Origin of the sequence: Actinokineospora sp. HUAS TT18, from assembly GCF_051364635.1 — a bacterium.
Taxonomy (GTDB): domain Bacteria; phylum Actinomycetota; class Actinomycetes; order Mycobacteriales; family Pseudonocardiaceae; genus Actinokineospora.
Window position 1 is genome coordinate 2,097,209 of the sequence record NZ_CP195645.1, and the last position, 17,084, is coordinate 2,114,292.

Sequence of the window (17,084 nt, forward strand, 5' to 3'; positions counted from 1 at the left end):
CGACCGCTCAAACTGCTCGCACCGACCTGGACCGGACAGCTGACGTCAGGATGGGGATGACCGCGATCAGCGTCAGCACCCCAGTCCCTTGAAAGAAGAGATCGTCACTGGCCTCGGCGATCTCGATGCCGTCCGGGTACATCCGGGCGAAGACCTCAGAACTCGCGCCGAACAGCCTCAGACCGACAAACAGCGCGTGGTTGTACCCGCCTTCGATGACGCCCACGACGACAACCCACAGCGCCACCAGGCCCAGGTATACCCACCTCGCCCACCGCGTAGCGACACCCGCGCGGTAAGTCCACGCGGTCACCGCGATCACGACGGTGAAGACGAGGGCGATCACCAGCCGCTCCACACCGGGGAAGGCGAGCCCACCGTAAAGGTGGTGCGCCAGCGTCACCACGTACAGCGCGACCACCGAAAGCAGCGCGGGCCGGACCGCCGACCTCGAGATAGTCGTCATCTTTGCCTCCAGAGATTCGGTGTCAGCTCACCGGGCCGATGGCCGCGGCGACCGCCGCGAGCACCTGCTCGACACGTTCCCGGGTCGGACGCGGATACCCGCTCGGCGAGACGAGCAGGTTGTGCACCGCACCGGTGATCACGAACGCGAAGGCGGCCTCGTCGACGTCGACCCTGACCCGCCCCAACCGCTTCTCGGCAGCGAGGTAACTCTCCACCGCGGCCTCCATCGCCCCGACGAAGCCGCGGCCCTCGGCGCCTTCGGCGACAACCCGCAGGGCGACCTCATCGTGGGCGATCTCACCGGACAACGCGATGGCAGGCGTGTCGAGAAGCAACCGCGCGAACCGATCGAGATTTTCCGCCACCGACTCCGCACCCGCATCGGCGACAAACTCCTCAAAGGACGCCCGCAATCTGTCCAACTCGGCCAGGATCAGCGCGGAGACAAGGTCTTCCCGACTCGCGAAGACCTTGTATGGCAATCCGACCGCACATCCGGCGTCGTTTGCCAGCGCCCGCATCGTCAGCGCCGCGGGACCTCGCGCCGCCACCATCCGAGCCGCGTGCTCAAGCAGAGACTCACGCAGCCTGCGCTTCTCCTCCTCGGTTCGCTTAGCGGGCGACATGTACCCATCCGCCCGAGCAGTGTCGTGAACACATGTTCACACCATATCGTGAACGCAGGTTCATGACAATAGCGTCTGGAGCCATCGGTCAGCGGTGGACATCACCAAGGAAGGCCTGGATCGCGGGCACGACGGCATCGGCCAAGTCGTCAGCGGTCCGCAGTCCGACCGAGAGACTTGGTCCCAGCGCGCCTTTACGCAAGACGTTCGAGAGTCGCTCACCCAACGCGGTCGGGTGTCTCGGGTCGGCGCCGGGGATGATCAGCGTCGGCGTGTCGATCTCTTGGAGATCCCGCACATCCACGAAGGCACGGTCGTGGCCGATAGCGGCAGCGGCGGCGACACTGGCAGGGTCGGCACGGCCCATCGCCTCCCGCACCAGGTTGCCGATGAGGGGTACCAGTTCCTCCAACAGCGGCTCCCAGGCCGCGGCCAATCCTTCCGCTCGGACACGGCGGGCGAAGTCGTCGAACAATTCGGTCTCGGCCCGCTTGGCCTCGTCGTCCTCGATATCCTCGGCTCCGATCACCACCGCGGCGCGAATCCGGTCGGGATACGTCTGGGCGGCGCGCAGGGTGATCGTCCCGCCGAGCCCGGTGCCGACCAGAACCGCTTGGCCCACATCGAGGTGATCCATCAGGCTGATGACGTCAGCGGCGTATTGACCCCAGGTGTGTCCCGCCGGGTCGACACAGATGGACCGGCCATAGCCGCGAATGTCCGGCAGAACCGTGGTGTGATTGAAGAACCGGCGTGCCATTGGGAGCAGGCTGCGGTGATCGGGGCCGCCGCCGTGCAGCATGACGATGAGCGGCCCCTGCCCGAGCCGTAGGGCATGGAGCGGGTGCCCGTCGGTGCCCAGGTAGGTGAACTCGCGCACTGCGATAGGTGCCACGTCGCCTCCTCGATAACGAGCGATCATCCGACTGAACCACGGTAACGCCCTCCCGCGACGCGAGAACATCGCCGCGCCAAACACCCTCTCGCCGACGCGGCCAACATACCCCCCGTGGGTATGTTGTGTATCGCTCGATACCCCCTTGCCGTATGCGAACCGCGGTGCTAACTTCGCGTCGGCAGATATACCCCCTACCGGTATGGAGTCGTGATGTCTTCAGTGGAGGCTCGAACGAATCGGCGGTGGTGGGCACTGGCGCTCATCGCGGCCGCACAGTTCGTGGTGATCATGGACACGTCGATCATCGGCGTGGCACTTCCCCGTATCCAGGAGGACCTCGGGTTCTCCCAAGAGAGTTTGTCCTGGGTGTTCAACGCGTACGTCGTCGCCTTCGGTGGGTTACTTCTGTTGGGCGGCAAGCTCTCCGACTTGCTCGGCGCCCGCCGGATCTTCGCCGCGGGTTGGGCGGTCCTACTCGCGGGCTCGGTGGTCGCGGGCGCGGCGGGCACGGTCTGGATCGAACTCGTGGGCCGAGCGGCGCAAGGCGCCGGCGCCGCGCTGATCGCTCCGTCGGCGCTGACTCTGCTGTTCACGCTGTTCGGCAGCGAGTCCAAGGAACTAGGCAAGGCGCTCGCGCTCTACGGAGCCGCGGCTCCGGCGGGCGGCACCGCGGGGGTCTTCCTCGGCGGTGTGATCACCCAGTACGTCAGCTGGCCATGGGTGTTCTACATCAACATCCCGATCGCGCTCGTCGCGCTGGCGGCCATTCCCGCGCTGATGCCCAAAGCCGCGACCCGACGTGGGTCAATCGATCTGCTCGGCGCCGCCACCGTCACGATCGGACTTGCCATCGCGGTCTTCTCCGTGGTCCGCGCGCCGGAGGTCGGCTGGGGCTCGGCGGCCACCGTCGGCGGCCTGATCGCCGCGGTCGTGCTGCTCGGCGCGTTCCTGGGCATCCAGGCACGGCGCCGGGAGCCGCTTGTGCGGCTGGCGATCTTCCGGACGCCGAACCTCGCCGCGGCCAACCTCGCACAGGTACTGCTCGGCGCGGCGTGGATCCCGATGTGGTTCTTCCTCAACCTCTACCTGCAGCAGGTCCTCGGTCTCGGCGCGTTCGCCAGTGGCGCGGCGTTGCTGCCGATGACGGTGGTGATCATGGTCATGATGGTCGGCGTCGCACCGAGGCTGACCGCGCGGTTCGGCACCAAGCCGATGATCGTGACCGGCCTGGCCGTGCTCGCAACCGGACTCGGCTGGCTGGCCACCGTCCGGCCCACCGGCAACTTCTGGGCCGACGTCCTGCCGGCCTCGGTCGTGGCCGCCGTCGGCATGGCGTTGGCGTTCATCCCGTCGCTGTCCACCGCCATCTCCAGCGCCCGCCCCGAGGAAGGCGGCCTGGCGGCAGGAATCGTCAACACCAGCTACCAGATCGGCTCCGCTCTGGGGCTGGCCGTGATGACCGCCGTAGCGGCGTCCTTCGGCGGCGGCACCGATGTCGCCATCCTCACCGACGGGCTGTCCGCGGCATTCCTCGGCGCCGGCCTCATCGCGGTCATCGGCGCACTCGCGGCGGCGGCGAGCCTAAACCGCGGTAAGACCGCGCCGGCGAACGGTCCTGTGGAAGCGAACACGTGATATGCAGCAGCATGACAGAGCTGGCGGCGGCATGCGCTGTTCGAGCGCCGCACGGTTGGGACGGGACAAAGAATTGGGAACCCAACGCGTCCCCGAGAACCAGGCCATGGGCGAATTGGTGGCACGAAACTGACGATCACCGGTCATGATGGCGGCTATACTTGGAGCGAGTCGCCCGAACAGTTGCCGTAAGCAGGATGCGGGAGCGAAACTGGAGACGGCAGTGGACAAGGACTACCGAGATCTAACTTGAACTGCCACCAACAGAGCCGATCCACCGCTGGGAAACCGCGTTTTCGCAGGTCAGCGCATGATCGGGACGCGCCTGGGGGTCAAGGGGTCGCAGGTTCAAATCCTGTCAGCCCGACGGTCGATCGAAACGCCCGTCGTCCTGGAGTTTTCCCAGGTCGGCGGGCGTTTGATGTTGATGGTCAGCCGCGTTGTTGATCGTCTCTTGTGGATGGAAAGATCGTTCTACCGACCGGTATGGAGAAATTCCGGAGGCCGCCCCTCCCTCGTTGCCTGTTGATCTCGTTGTGGGTTCACAGTCGATCTTCCCGAGCGGGTGAGCTTCTATAACGGACCACAACTGGCGCCATTCGCCCTGGTCAGCCCCGTGCGGTCCCGAAATGGGGCACGCATTCCCTGGCGTCGGTTGACGTCGCATGGCGCTGCATGTCCAGGCCCCGTCGCACAAGGTCGCGTGCGAACTGCTGTACCTCCGGGTCGACGCATGGCCCGACTCGCGCCCCAGGGTTCTGCAGAGTGGCCGACAGCCAGTGCCGGAAGTAAGCCTTGCTCATGTGGCAGTCGGCCGCCGCGAGCTGCGGGTCATCCAGCAATACGCGGTACGCGGCCTCCCGGTGGGCGGCGGCCGGCACCTCGTCGACCGCCACGCTCGTCGAACCGAGAAGAGACTCGGCGATGTCCCGCATCAGCTCAGCGGTGCGTCGGCTCGGTCGCGGCCATCGTGAGTCCACTGTCGAACTGTAGCGCCACACGTCACGGTCGACGGGCCAATCGGAGGTGGGTATTGCACGCGCTTCAAAGGGGCGCGGTGCTGCCCGGCTGGGGTTGAGCCGATGCTCGCCGAGCCTGATGGCGGTCCGGCTCCACACCGGGGAAGTTGTTCCTATGAGTGGAAACTGGACTTCTGCGCACGGTTGGGTGGTGGCGTTCGCCACTCAGCTCGCTGTGCCTGGTCGAGTTCAGCTTCGTCGGGGGTGGCGGCGGACAGGTCCGGCCCTCAGGTCTGGAGTGGACGGTGCGGTGGCGTCGGGGTGGATGCGGACCGGGATGTCGTGTCCGTGGTCTGGGTGCTGCTGTCTTGTGGGTTGTTGCCGGTCGCGGCCGCGGAGTTGGTGGTAGGCGGCGATTACGGCCGCGAGCCGTTCGCGGTCGGGGTGGGGTGTGTCGGGGTGGCTGGTGCGGACGGCGTGCCGGTAGGCCGCGGTGATCTCGGCCGGGCACGCGCCGGGGGGCAAGCCGAGGACGGTGTAGGGGTCAGGCTGGTCGGTGCTCATGGCGATCGTGGGGTTGGCGTGTGGGTGGGGCTGACTTGGCTGATCTCGGTGTAGTAGGCGCGTGCCGCGGTGTGGGCGGCGTCGAAGGTGTGTCGCAGGGTGCCCAGTTCCCGGCAGGCGCGGGCGAGGTGTGCGGTGGCCGGTTCGCCGTCGGCCTGGCGCAGTTGGTCGGGGTGTGTGGTGTGGTGGCCGGTGTGGTCGGCCAGCAGGGCGATCAGATCGGTGAGTTCGGCGGTGAGTTGGGTGAGCTGCCAGCCGGTTTCGCGCAGTTGGGCGAGGCTGGGCGCCTGAGCCGGATCGGCGGCGCGAACCGTGCGTCGGATGTCGCGGACCGTGGTGGCCAGCGTGGTGGCGGTCGTGGCGGGTCCGCGGCGGGTGTGGCTCATCGGTACTGCGCCCGCCTTCCATGTGCCGCAGCGGCGTATCCGGCTTCGGGCCAGGGCTGGCTGTCGTCGAGTATCGGCGCGTCGCGGCGCTGGTCGATGACGTCGGCGAGGTCGGCCTCCAGCACGTCGGTGATGCCGTGGAAGGCCTGCTCGTCGGGGACGGGCTCAGGGCGCGCCGGGCGCTGCTGGTCGGCGCGGTCGTGTGCGGGGACCGTGTCATCGGCCATGGGTTCTGCGTGCAGGTTGCTGACGAGGTGGTGCAAGTCCTCTCGGGCCGGGGCGAGGAGTAGTGGGCCTGTGGTCAGGCAGCCGTGCGTGGCGCGCAGGTCGGCGAGCAACTCATTGAGCACCGGGCCGCTGATGTGGGCGAGGGCGTCGGGCGCCTGGCGCATCAGGGTGGCGACCAGGTCGGCCAGCGCGGTCGTGACCTGCATGGCGCCGTCGACAGTCGCGTGCAGGTCGGTCAGTCCGGGCGGCCGTTCGGTCAGGGAGCGTTCGGCGGCGGCCAGGTGGTCGCGGGCTTGGTCCAGCCGTTCGCGCACCGTGTCGGTCACCGTGTTCACCTCCTTCCGTGTTTGACCACCGGCGCGCCGTGACGCGCCGGTGGTCGGCAGGTTTCGCTAGTCGGTGTGGCCGGGAATCGGCCGACCCAGCAGGCTCAGGGGTTGATCTGCTTGGCGTCACCGCCGCCGCTGATGGCGATCTTGCGCGGCTTGGCCTGCTCGGCGACCGGCACTCGCAGGGTCAACACCCCCGCGTCATAGCTGGCCTTGATGTTGTCGGCGTCGAGGGTGTCCCCGAGGAACAGCTGCCGGGAGAAGACCCCGCGCGGCCGTTCGGAGACCTGGACCTCGGCGTCGTCGCCGTAGTCCGGGCCGCGTTCGGCCTTGACCGTGAGCACGTTGCGCTCCACGTCCAGGTCGATCGAGTCGGGCGCGACACCGGGCAGGTCGAACTGCACCACGTAGTCGTTGCCGGAGCGGTAGGCGTCCATCGGCATCACCGCCGGCCGGGTGGTGGTGCCATTGGCGCCGAAGATCTGCTGGGTCAGCCGATCCAGCTCCCGGAACGGGTCGGTTCGCATCAACATGGCCATGCTCCTCCATTCTCCTTCCTGCTCACCGCCACCCGGCGTCCTGTGGCCGGAGGCGGCTCGGTCATCCTGTCCATCCTGCTAACGAACCGCTCAATCTTCTTGTTCCCGCGACTGTAGATTTTTCTGCCTCACTGCTGGCGATTCGGGCGTGACCTCGAAGGGCCGGCCCCGCCACAACCCTTGCGGCGGGGCCGGAACCGGTTCGGTGGAAGTGCGCGCTGTTGTGGTTGTGCGAATCGCGGCTGGGTCACCCGGGCGCCCGTTCCCTCGCGGCTGCCGTTTCGACGGGGCGGTGGTCGCGGATATGCGTCACGAGACGCGGGGCCGGGACCAGACGGTCTCTACGGCCGTCTTGTCGCGGACGCCGCCCGATGAGGCGGCGGAGGGATCGGGCGCCTTCAGGGCGCAACCGCGTGGGGCTGTCACCTGCCTTTCGCTGTCACCGTGGTGTTGACGAGAAACAGGGCCGCTCGGCGAGCGGAGGTGAGCGCTGCCTGCGCCCAGCGCTCATGGTCGGCCGCACGCCGCCGAACGTGCTGCCTGCGACATCGGCGCGGGGTGCGGGGCCTGGTGTCGACGGGCCCGCGGACCCGGGCCGTGGCCGTGGTGGACACGGAGGGCGCACACCGAAATTGGCGGTCACGATCGCGTCGAACTCCGCGCGCAGCCATGCCGCATCGGCGCAGACCAGCTCGGCGAATCCGCTGGTCACCGCCGCGTGGCGGGTGATGTCCGGCATCATCGATCACTCCCTGGACAACGTCACCGTGCTCGACACCAGGTCATGTACCGCGTCTACCAAATTTTGTAGCGCGCACTGGAGATTGTGTCAAGCCCCTGAAGTAGATAACCTGGAGCGGGTGGGGTGATCACATCAGGAGGTGTTCGTGGCTGATCTCGACAAGCTCGACGACCAGGACTACCCGGCCTACACCACCGGCCAGGCCGCGAACCTGCTCGGCGTGCAGGAAGCCTTCCTCCGCAGCCTCGACACCGCCGACCTGGTTCGGCCACAACGCTCCGACGGCGGACACCGCCGCTACTCCCGCCGCCAGCTCACCCTCGCGGTCCGCCTGCGCGAACTACTCGACGAAGGCCACGCCCTCGCCTCCGCCGCCCGCATCATCGGCCTGCAAGACCAACTCACCGACGCCGAAACCACCATCAACGACCTACGCGCCCAACTCGACCAACCCCCAGCCCCTAACCACCGGCCGGACGGGTCGTAACAGGCAAACCGCCCCTTCGAAGACAGGCGCTCCGGATCACCGGCAAACCGGGCGAACCGCTGCCCCCATCGGAGGATTCATGAAGTCGATCACCCGCACACCAACGCACCACCCCGACCCGGCGCCACCCGGCACGAGCCCAACGAGGAACTCCCGGATTACACCCGCTGGCCGCTCCCGACTGGCGAGATCCAGCCGCTGATCCACCCCCGGGATGAAACCTGATCGGCGGAGGGACCGGGCAACCCTGGAGCGACCGCCTGCCACTCCCCGCCAGCTCCATTAGGACATCCACCGCGGCAGGCTGGACCGCACACTCCCGGTCCCGCACCTTCGTGCCCGAGCCTGCGTGAGCGCCTGCTTTCCGGATCCCTGGATCCCGGAAGCAGGCGTCGGCGTCACCGCATGCCTGCCGCGGCCATCAAGCCGTGGACCACGCGCGGGTCCGAACCCATCTCCGGGTGCCACTGGACGCCCAGCACCCAGGGGCGGCCGGACAACTCCACCGCTTCAACCGTCCCGTCGGCGGCCAGCGCGGACACCACCAGTCCACCAGGTGCGTCCCGAAGACCCCGGGATCGCCCTGGTGCCCGTCCAAGTGCTGGCGCAAGGTGCCACCGCGGGCGACGTTGAGCAGCTGTATCCCCCGGCAGATCCCGAGCAGGGGCAAGCCCATTCCGATGGCGGCGTCGATGAGCGCGAGGTCCCACTCGTCCCGCTCCGGCGACGGGTCGCCGGTCAGGGAACCGCGATCGGCGCCGTAACAGGCGGGATCCACGTCGGGCCCCGCGCACTGTCGATCCTGCGGCTTCGGCGGGAGCTTGTCAGGGACGCCATATAGGGCCACGGCCCTGTGCGCGCCGATCCTGCGACGAGGTTCCCCGATCCTGTCGTGGGCAAGCTGGTGCGGCGACCGCGGTGGGTGGCCGCACCAGCGCGGATCAGAGCCTCAGCGTCCAGGTGTCGATCTTGCCCACGTCCGTTCTTGCCGCGTCGCGGACTCGGAGTTTCCACGTGCCGTTGGCGAGTTCGACGGACAGGTTGACGGCGTAGGTCTTGTCGATGTTGTCCGTCGACCCGCCCGACCGGTTCTGCAGCACATAGATCGACCCGTCAGGGGCCACCAGCGAGACCACCAGGTCCCCGATGTAGGTGTGCTGGATGTGCACTTCCACCGACGCCGTCGCCGACGCTGAGCCGGGGCAGTTCGACAGCGTGACCGTCGACTCGGCGGTGGCGCGGTCGGGGATGGCGACGTCCGCGCCGTTGGTCGCGGCACACCCGGTCGGAGGTGGCGTGGTGCCGACCATCGCGCGCTTGAGGTCCTTGGTCCAACTGTAGGTGGTCGGGCGCAGCGCGTTGTCACCCTGCGCGATGCCGTCGCGGTCGACCGCGTACTCGAAGAGGCCGCCCTTGATCGCGCCGCTCGGTTGCCACTGGGCGAACTGGTAGGCGCGACTGGTCTCGAACGGCGGGATCACGTCACCCCAGTAGGCGCCGTTCTCCTCGTAGAAGGAGAAGCCGATGAGGTACTTGTCGGCCGCGATGTACGGGCGATAAGTGTCCCAAGTGGACTGTAGCCCGCTCACACTACGTCCGTAGGACTGTTCGAGCAGGTAGTCGATGTCGCCATGAACGTTGCGGAACAGGCTGTTGGAACCGTCCTGGTTGGTGTCGAGGATCAGCAGCTTGCCGGTCAGCTTGGCACGCAGCGCCTTGAAGACCCCCGTCGCCCGCTGCAGATCCTCGCCTGCGAGGTCGCGCTCGATGTCGACGTCGATCCCGTCCAGGCCGTATTTGACCACCGAGTCGCCCAGCAGCCTGTCGGCCAAGTCCGAATATCCCTGAGCGGTATTGGGATACGCGCGGTCCAGCAACCCGTCGATGCCGTACGTATAAACCAGTTTTGTACCCCGAGCATGCAGCGCGGGAACATAGTCGTCCCTGAGCGCGGTCCAGAACGGGTTGTCGGGCGGAGTGTCCCATGGGAACACGATCGCCACGTCGACCTCGGCGGGCAAATCGGACATCCGGGTCTTGTTGACCGCTGGGTCTTTCGCGAAGTCCCGCCAGGTCCGGAAGTACACGAACATCTTCTGGTCCGCGGTCTCCGCGCTCGCACTCGCCTGGGCCACCTGAATCGGACTGACGGTCGCCGCGACCGCGATGATCCCGATCGCGGCGGCCAGCCACCTTCGATATCTCGCCATCACCACTGCCTCTCAAGAGCTGGACCCAACTCATTCAGGGCCAGAATGCTAAACCGGTTCAGCACACGGCGGAAGAACTCGGCGAACGCGCTACACCCCCCAGCGCAGCGATCTGGACCACTTGGCCTCAGCGGTCTTCGGCCGCGCCGCGCTCCATCACCTGATCGGCGCAGTCCCCGTCACACCGCCACTTACGCAGTCAGCGGCCGCGCGGTTACCAGCGACACGACTCGTCACCTCGCGAGCCAGGCGTCGGGCGTAGGCACCGGTGAAGGGCGAGCCTGCGACCTACCCCGCGCGCGACGCACGGCCCCGAACGCCCAATTTGACTATATCTTGAACAAACCCTTGACGTGGGCCGCCTCACACCCGATTCTGATCGAAGTTGCGCGACTAACCCTGTTTACGAGCAGCTTCAAGCACAAGAGGTGGCCATGCGGGTGCGGATCGTCAAAACGTTGGGCGTGGGAACAGCGGGCGCGTTACTGGTGACAGGCTTGGCCATACTCCCGGCATCGGCGGCGCCGAACAGCGCCCCGCTGGTCGTTCCGGTGATCCGGGAGTGGACGGGCGGGACCGGCGTATGGACGGTGACACCGGCGAGCCGGATCGTCGTGTCGACGGCCGATCACGCCGCGCTGTCGCCGGTCGCCGCCCGGCTCGCCGCCGACATCGCGGGTGAGAGCGGCACCACGCCGTCGGTGACGGTCGGCGGCGCCGCCGCGGGCGACATCGTGCTCGCGCTCGGCTCGACCGACGCCGCCATCGGCGACCAGGGGTACGTCCTCTCCGTCACCGACCGGGCGTCGATCTCGGCCAAGACCGCCGCGGGCGCGTTCAACGCGACCAGGACCCTGCTCCAAGGACTGCGCGGCTCGACCGCCCGAACGTCGTTTCCGCAGGGGACGATCCGCGACTGGCCGCGCTACCCGGACCGGGGGCAGATGATCGACGTCGGCCGCCGGTTCTTCCCGGTGGACTACCTGAAATCCCAGATCAGGCAGATGTCGTGGTACAAGCTCAACGTCCTGCACCTGCACCTGAGCGACTGGAACGGATACCGCGTCGAGAGCCTGACCTACCCGGGGCTGGCCGCGGCGGAACGCTACACGCAAGCCGAGATCCGCGACCTGGTCTCCTACGCCAAAACGTACGGGGTCACGATCGTGCCCGAACTCGACGTGCCCGCGCACTCGTCGTTCCTGAGCGCCTACGACTCGACGCTGCCCTTCTCGTGCGCGTCGCTGAACAAGCCAACAAACGTCCCGTGGGAGGGCGCAGACACCGGCGGCTGGGTGCTCGACGTGACCAAGGCGAGCACGCGCACGTTCATCACCAACCTGATCGACGAGCTGGTCCCGTTGTTCGACGGACCGTACTTCCACATCGGCGGCGACGAGATCCCCAATGACGCGGCCAAGGCCGCGTGCCCGGAACTGGTGGCCTACCAGCAGTCCCGCGGCTTCACACACCCCGGCGACGTGTTCACCGACTTCATCAACACGCTCAACGACCGCATCCGGGCCAAGGGCAAGACCACGCAGCTCTGGGAGTGGTGGGACTACGGCGGCGCGCAGACCTCGGTCAAGCCGAACAAGAACATCGCGGTCGTCGACTGGCTGACCAACGGCGCCCACGCCGCGGCTGGATACCAGACGGTGACCAGCCAGGACGGCCCGTTCTACGTGTCGGTGGGCTTCGGCCAGAAGCCTGGCGATTACGGCTACTCGAACCCGAACTCGGTCTTCGACTTCGGTTATTCGAACCACGCGAACATGCTGGGCTACCGAATCTCCCGATGGATGGACCGGTCGTACGAACTGCCGGTGGAGAACGTCGACCACTTCGCCCGCCGACCGCTGCAGGCGATGGCCGACCGCACGTGGGGTGGGCCAAAGGCCGCCTCGTTCCCGGCCCTGGTCGACAAGATCGACCAGCTCGGCGACGGCGAGCCGGGTGCCGACACCGCGCTGTCCCAGACTGGCTGGACCGTCACCGCGTCAAGCCAGGAGACCGTGAGCGAGAACGGTGCCGCGGCCAACGCCGCCGACAACAACCAATACTCGCTCTGGCACACCCGCTACAGTTCCGCGCGCCCCGCGCTGCCGGCCGAGCTGACCGTCGGCACCGGGTCGAGCTCCACCCTGTCCGGTGTGCGCTACCTGCCAAGGCAGGACGGCGGCACCAACGGCAAGATCAAGGACTACGAGGTGCACGTCGCCGCTTCGGCGTCCGGGCCGTTCACCAAGGTCGCGGCGGGACAGTTCCCCAACACTCCCGCCGAGCAGCGGGTGACGTTCCCGCCTGTGGCGGGCAGCCACGTGAAGCTGGTCGCGGTGTCGGAGTGGGGCGGGCAGAACACCTTCGCCGCGGTCGCCGAGTTCGACGTCCTGCGGGCCAGGCCCCGCGCCGTCGTCCCACGCACCGGGTGGACCATCGCGTCCTTCTCCAGCCAGGAGACCAGTCAGGAGAACGGGCGCGCCACGAACGCGATCGACGCGTCGCCCGGCACGATCTGGCACACGTCGTACTCCCCGGCCCCGGCGGCGCTGCCCGCCGAGGTCGTGATCGACACCGGGTCGGCGTCGACGTTCGGCGGCTTCCGGTACCTGCCGCGACAGGACGGCGGGACCAATGGCCGAGCCAAGGACTACGAGGTGCACCTGGCGACCTCGATCGCGGGACCGTGGACCAAGGTCGCGAGTGGACAGTTCGGCAACACCGCCGCCGACAAGGAAACACTCTTCACCTCGGCGTCAGGTCGATACGTCAAGTTCCGGATCCTCTCGGAATGGGGGCCGCAGAACACGTTCGCGTCGGCCGCGGATCTCAACCTCCTGAGGTAGTCGAACTCCTTGACGCGCGACTGTGGGCCGGGGCACCCGGCCCACAGTCACGCGTGCCCACCCGCGCGACCAACGTCCGCGCCGCACGGCGACAACCTTTGGTCGATTTTGGTCATATGACCAGATAACCAGAAAAGGTTGACTTCGATCAGGCCTGCTCGCAGGATGGTCGCACTCACCCCACCTGCCGGTCATCTGGGCCCAAGTCACCAAGGAGACATGGTGAATCAGTCATCCGATCAGAGAGGCGCGTCGCGTCGGACCCTGCTGAAAGGCGCGCTTCTGGCCGGGTTCGCCGCCGCCGTCCCCTTCGGCGGGCTCGCCCGCGCGGTGGCCGTGGAGAACCCCGGATACTTCCCGCTCGCGCGCAGGCAGTGGCTGGAGCAGTTGATCGGACGCGGCCTCGACACCTCCGACCCGACGGTGGCCGCGCAGCTCAACTCCCTCGCCTCGACCGCGCGGTCGGCGATGAACACCTACGTCGCGGGCTCGACCAGGATCGGGCTGTGGAACGACCTGCCGCTGCAACCGAGATCGACCATCGCCGACTCGGCCAGGGTGACCACCACCGCCCGGCGGCTTCGCTCGATCGCGCTGGCCTGGGCCGCGGGGACGCTCGGCGCGGACCGCGATCGGGCACTCGCCATCGTCGCGGACGGGCTGACCTGGCTCGGGCAGAGCGTCTACTCGGTCTCCGGGGTCCAGTACGGCAACTGGTACGACTGGTTCGTCTCGGGCCCGCAGGCACTCAACGACACGCTCCTGCTCACGTTCGACGCGCTCGATCCGGCTATTCGGGACGCGATCATCGCGGGCGCCCGGCACCTGGCGCCGGAGATCCCGCAGACCGGCACGATGGCCGCCGCGGCGAACCGGGTGCTCATCTGCGACGCCTACGCCGGGCGTGGCCTGCTCAGCGACAACGAGTCCGAAGTGCTAGCCGCGCGGGACAACCTGATCCCGGTGCTCGCCTACGCCAGACCGTTCGGCGGGCCGGTCGGCCTGGTCGACGGCAACAAGGACGAGGCGGCGTTCTTCAGCAACGACGGTTTCTACCCGGACGGCTCGTTCATCCAGCACGGCCAGTTCCCCTACGTCGGCGGGTACGGCGCCTCGTTCCTCACCTCCATCACGAACCTCTGCGCCCGCACCGCGGGCACGCCGTGGTCGGCGGACGCGGGCATCGTCATCGACTGGATGCATGCGTCCTTCGAGCCGTGGCTGTGGCGCGCCCTGGTCATGGACACCGTGCGCGGCCGCGGCCTGGCCTCGCTGGAGGGCGACAAGGGCGCGGGTACCGGGTTCATCGCGGGCATGATCGAACTGCTGCCCGCGACCAGCGCCGCGCAACGCGTGCGCCTGGAGTCCACGATCAAGGCCGAACTCGGCTGGCGCGGCGCCACCCCGACGGCGGGCCTGAGCCTGCCGCAGACCGCGACCGCGCTGCGGATCCTGCGCGACCCGGCGATCGTGCCCCGCGCCCCGCTCACCGGCACCTCGGTGTTCGGGCCCATGGACCGGGTACTGCACCGGCGGCCAGACTGGGCGGTCGCGTTCGCCATGCACTCGCTGCGGATGGCCGACTACGAGACCGGCAGCGGCCAGAACCTGCGCGGCTGGTACTCCTCGGACGCGGCCACCTACCTGTATACAGCCGACCGCGACCAGTTCGGCAACGGCTACTGGTGCACGGTCGACGCCTACCGCCTGCCCGGCACGACGGTCGACACCGTCGCGGTCCAGGCGAAGTCGGTGCCCTGGCGGGCGGAATACCACAACCCGAGCTTCTGGGCCGGTGGCGTGACGGCGGGAAACTGGGGTGCGGCGGGAATCGAGCTGACCCAGAAGCCGCCGTCGACGCTGCGGTCGAAGGTGTCCCGGTTCTTCTTCGAGGACTGCTATGTCTGCCTGGGCGCGGGCGTCACCGTCGCCGCGGACCGCACGGCGGAGACCACCATCGAGAACCGCCAGGTGACGGCCACCAGCACCGGCCCCATGGTGATCGACGGCACGACCACGTTGAAGCCGGGCGAGACACAGAACCTGGTCACCGCGGCCCGCTGGGCGCACATCGGCGGCGTCGGCGGCTACGTGCTGCTGCGCCCGGCCGACGTCCGGGCGGTGAGCGAACGCCGCACCGGCAAGTTCTCCGACATCGACGGGACAGTGTCCGGCACGAACGCGACCACAGTGCGCGCAGGCGACTACCTGACCCTCGGCATCCAGCACGGAACGGGCGTCACGAACGGCACCTACGCTTACATGGTCCTGCCCGGCGCGGGCGCGCAGACCACGGCTGCCCGTTCGACCGCGCCGCGGGTGCGGGTGATCGACCAGTCCGTCGCGGTGCAGTCGGTCCGCGAGGAGCCGACGGGCCGGTTCGGGGCCGTGTTCTTCGCTCCCGCGGCCACATCGGTGATCACCGTCGACACCCCGTGCGCGATCGCGATCGACGAGCGCGCCGACACGCTCGTGGTCAACATCAGCGACCCGACCCAGTCCGCCGCCACGGTGACCGTCGACCTCGCGATCGACGCGACCTCGGTCGTCAGCGCCGACCCCCGCGTGCGGGTCGGCGTTCGCAAAGGCGTCACGACGCTCACGGTCGACGTCGCCGGACTCACCGGATCCACGGTCGCCACGACGCTGGCCACGGTGCCGCTGACGGGCGCCTGCCTGGTCAGCGGCCTCGCCAGGCTCGTCGGCGGCGTGCTGTCCGGCCGAGTGGGCGGCCAGTTGACGCGACTCGCGGGCGGGTTCACCGACGCGCTCGACGCCGGGGACAAGCCGACCGCGCTGGCTGCGCTGCAGGAGTTCCAGCGGACCCTGGATGGCTGGGCGGCGACACATCCGGAATCGGCGACCGCGGTCGCGGGGGTGACCGACCTGGCATCCCGCCTGGTCGCGCGCACCTGGGCCTGAGTGATCGAATCTCGACCGAGTACCAGATAATGGTCACATGACCATGACCGGGGAGCGGCGGCGGGAACTGATTCTGGCCACGATTCGGGAGCTCGGCGAGGTCCGCGTCGTGGATCTCGCCGCCCGGCTCGACCTGGCCCCGGTCACCCTCCGGCGGGATCTCACGGCGCTGGCCGACAGCGGCTTGGTGGGCCGGTCACACGGCACGGTGTCGATGCTGTCCGAGCACCGTGAGGACCGTCGGGAACGGGTGCTCGGCATGCTCGTGCCGACGCTCGGCTGGTACTACGAAGAGGTGATCGACGGGGCACGGGCCGCCGCCGCCCGGCTCGGCGCGCGGCTCGTGCTCGGCATCGCCTCCTACGAGGCCGCCGACGACCAGGCGCAGGTCGACCAGCTGCTGGACACCGGAGCCGAAGGGCTGCTCCTGACGCCGAACTGGACTTTCGACACCGCGAGCGCGGACTGGATCCGGGACCTGCCGACTCCGGTGGTGCTCGTGGAACGGCGTCCGACCCGAGACAGCCCGGTCGTCGACCTCGACTGGGTCGGGTCGGATCACGAGCACGGTGTCCTGGTGGCCCTGCGGCGTTTCGCCGCACTCGGCCACGAGTCGGTGCTGCTGGCCGCGCGCACGGACTCGTGGACCGCGCACGACGTCCGAACCGGTTACGCGGCGGCGGGCGCCACGCTCGGGCTGGGCACGCACGACCCGATCGATATCACCGGCGCGGGTCTCGACCGGAGCGTGGCGGAGCAGATCGCGGCCCATGTAGCCGATGGCGTGCGCGCTGTGCTCGTGCACAACGACCAAGCCGCCGTCCAACTCGTACCGCAACTGCGCGCACACGGCCTGACCGTGCCGCAGGACATCGCGCTGATCTCCTACGACGATCTGATCGCCGAGCTCGTCGCCCCGCCACTGACCGCGGTGTCACCGCCGCGCAGGGCCGTCGGCGAAGCCGCGGCCGAGACCCTGGTACGCAAGCTGCGCAGCGAGTCGGAGATGCCGACGAGGCATCTCGGGCTGCTCCCGAAGCTGAACGTCCGCGTTTCCTGCGGCCAACCGATCAACTAGCGAATCGCTCCGGTCGTGGACCACACCGCCGCGTGAAGACGAGATCGCAGCCCGGTTGTCGACGGGCCTGGCGCACCAGCGCGTGGACGACGCGATCGGACAGACACACCCAGGCGAATCTGCTGCGAGTCTTCGGCGTCGTGAAGCACTTGTCGCCGCATCACTGA

General features: G+C 68.3%; 16 protein-coding genes and 1 pseudogene. 5 read left to right on the forward strand and 12 right to left on the reverse strand.

All coding sequences use genetic code 11. The features are described from left to right. Positions 1–7 precede the first annotated feature (7 nt). The 3 genes from ACSHT8_RS09340 to ACSHT8_RS09350 all read right to left on the reverse strand — a co-directional run bounded on the left by ACSHT8_RS09340 (position 8) and on the right by ACSHT8_RS09350 (position 1,989). Entirely contained in the window at positions 8–466 is a 459-nt protein-coding gene (locus ACSHT8_RS09340; protein WP_436499692.1) for a hypothetical protein, read from the reverse strand. A 22-nt stretch (positions 467–488) separates the two neighbouring features. Then, on the reverse strand, positions 489–1,094 hold the full coding sequence (locus ACSHT8_RS09345) for a TetR/AcrR family transcriptional regulator (RefSeq protein ID WP_436499693.1): 606 nt from the start codon (positions 1,092–1,094) through the stop codon (positions 489–491). A gap of 88 nt (positions 1,095–1,182) precedes the next feature. Further along, on the reverse strand, positions 1,183–1,989 hold the full coding sequence (locus ACSHT8_RS09350; RefSeq protein ID WP_436499695.1) for an alpha/beta fold hydrolase: 807 nt from the start codon (positions 1,987–1,989) through the stop codon (positions 1,183–1,185). A gap of 213 nt (positions 1,990–2,202) precedes the next feature. Here ACSHT8_RS09350 and ACSHT8_RS09355 point away from each other — a divergent pair, with 213 nt between their 5' ends. After that, positions 2,203–3,627, forward strand: a complete 1,425-nt coding sequence (locus ACSHT8_RS09355; protein WP_436499697.1) for an MFS transporter — start codon at positions 2,203–2,205, stop codon at positions 3,625–3,627. A 608-nt stretch (positions 3,628–4,235) separates the two neighbouring features. On the opposite strand, the gene ACSHT8_RS09360 is transcribed toward ACSHT8_RS09355, so the two are convergent. The 6 genes from ACSHT8_RS09360 to ACSHT8_RS09385 all read right to left on the reverse strand — a co-directional run bounded on the left by ACSHT8_RS09360 (position 4,236) and on the right by ACSHT8_RS09385 (position 7,374). Continuing rightward, a complete protein-coding gene (locus tag ACSHT8_RS09360; protein WP_436499699.1) occupies positions 4,236–4,562 on the reverse strand; it encodes a hypothetical protein in 327 nt (108 codons plus the stop codon). 273 nt (positions 4,563–4,835) lie between these two features. Further along, positions 4,836–5,150: a DnaJ domain-containing protein gene (locus tag ACSHT8_RS09365; protein ID WP_436499701.1), complete on the reverse strand. Its 315-nt coding sequence runs from the start codon at positions 5,148–5,150 to the stop codon at positions 4,836–4,838. Next, positions 5,147–5,536 (reverse strand): hypothetical protein, encoded by a 390-nt coding sequence (locus ACSHT8_RS09370; RefSeq protein WP_436499703.1) that lies wholly within the window; start codon positions 5,534–5,536, stop codon positions 5,147–5,149. Before ACSHT8_RS09370 ends, ACSHT8_RS09365 begins: the two co-directional genes overlap by 4 nt. Further along, positions 5,533–6,090 (reverse strand): hypothetical protein, encoded by a 558-nt coding sequence (locus ACSHT8_RS09375; protein WP_436499705.1) that lies wholly within the window; start codon positions 6,088–6,090, stop codon positions 5,533–5,535. Before ACSHT8_RS09375 ends, ACSHT8_RS09370 begins: the two co-directional genes overlap by 4 nt. A gap of 104 nt (positions 6,091–6,194) precedes the next feature. Next, on the reverse strand, positions 6,195–6,626 hold the full coding sequence (locus tag ACSHT8_RS09380) for an Hsp20/alpha crystallin family protein (RefSeq protein WP_436499707.1): 432 nt from the start codon (positions 6,624–6,626) through the stop codon (positions 6,195–6,197). A 445-nt stretch (positions 6,627–7,071) separates the two neighbouring features. Next, positions 7,072–7,374 carry a hypothetical protein gene (locus tag ACSHT8_RS09385; protein ID WP_436499709.1) on the reverse strand — a complete coding sequence of 101 codons (303 nt, stop codon included), beginning with the start codon at positions 7,372–7,374 and terminating at the stop codon, positions 7,072–7,074. Positions 7,375–7,519: 145 nt separating this feature from the next. Between ACSHT8_RS09385 and ACSHT8_RS09390 the strand changes: the two genes are divergently transcribed. Then, a complete protein-coding gene (locus tag ACSHT8_RS09390) occupies positions 7,520–7,861 on the forward strand; it encodes a MerR family transcriptional regulator (protein ID WP_436499711.1) in 342 nt (113 codons plus the stop codon). A 398-nt stretch (positions 7,862–8,259) separates the two neighbouring features. On the opposite strand, the gene ACSHT8_RS09395 is transcribed toward ACSHT8_RS09390, so the two are convergent. The 3 genes and pseudogenes from ACSHT8_RS09395 to ACSHT8_RS09405 all read right to left on the reverse strand — a co-directional run bounded on the left by ACSHT8_RS09395 (position 8,260) and on the right by ACSHT8_RS09405 (position 10,071). Beyond that, positions 8,260–8,571 (reverse strand): gamma-glutamyl-gamma-aminobutyrate hydrolase family protein, encoded by a 312-nt coding sequence (locus ACSHT8_RS09395; protein WP_436502025.1) that lies wholly within the window; start codon positions 8,569–8,571, stop codon positions 8,260–8,262. Next, positions 8,457–8,708: pseudogene (locus ACSHT8_RS09400) on the reverse strand (gamma-glutamyl-gamma-aminobutyrate hydrolase family protein); the annotation flags it as partial. The gene ACSHT8_RS09395 and the pseudogene ACSHT8_RS09400, both read right to left, overlap by 115 nt. A 94-nt stretch (positions 8,709–8,802) precedes the next feature. Beyond that, positions 8,803–10,071, reverse strand: a complete 1,269-nt coding sequence (locus ACSHT8_RS09405; protein WP_436499713.1) for an EndoS/ChiA family endoglycosidase — start codon at positions 10,069–10,071, stop codon at positions 8,803–8,805. 497 nt (positions 10,072–10,568) lie between these two features. Here ACSHT8_RS09405 and ACSHT8_RS09410 point away from each other — a divergent pair, with 497 nt between their 5' ends. The 3 genes from ACSHT8_RS09410 to ACSHT8_RS09420 all read left to right on the forward strand — a co-directional run bounded on the left by ACSHT8_RS09410 (position 10,569) and on the right by ACSHT8_RS09420 (position 16,917). Continuing rightward, positions 10,569–12,917, forward strand: coding sequence for a family 20 glycosylhydrolase (locus ACSHT8_RS09410; RefSeq protein WP_436499715.1), 2,349 nt, complete (start codon positions 10,569–10,571; stop codon positions 12,915–12,917). Between the two features lie 219 nt (positions 12,918–13,136). Beyond that, the gene (locus ACSHT8_RS09415) at positions 13,137–15,839 is read left to right on the forward strand and encodes a polysaccharide lyase 8 family protein (protein ID WP_436499717.1); all 2,703 of its coding nucleotides are present in this window, start codon (positions 13,137–13,139) and stop codon (positions 15,837–15,839) included. Positions 15,840–15,876: 37 nt separating this feature from the next. Next, on the forward strand, positions 15,877–16,917 hold the full coding sequence (locus ACSHT8_RS09420; RefSeq protein WP_436499719.1) for a substrate-binding domain-containing protein: 1,041 nt from the start codon (positions 15,877–15,879) through the stop codon (positions 16,915–16,917). Positions 16,918–17,084: the final 167 nt, after the last annotated feature.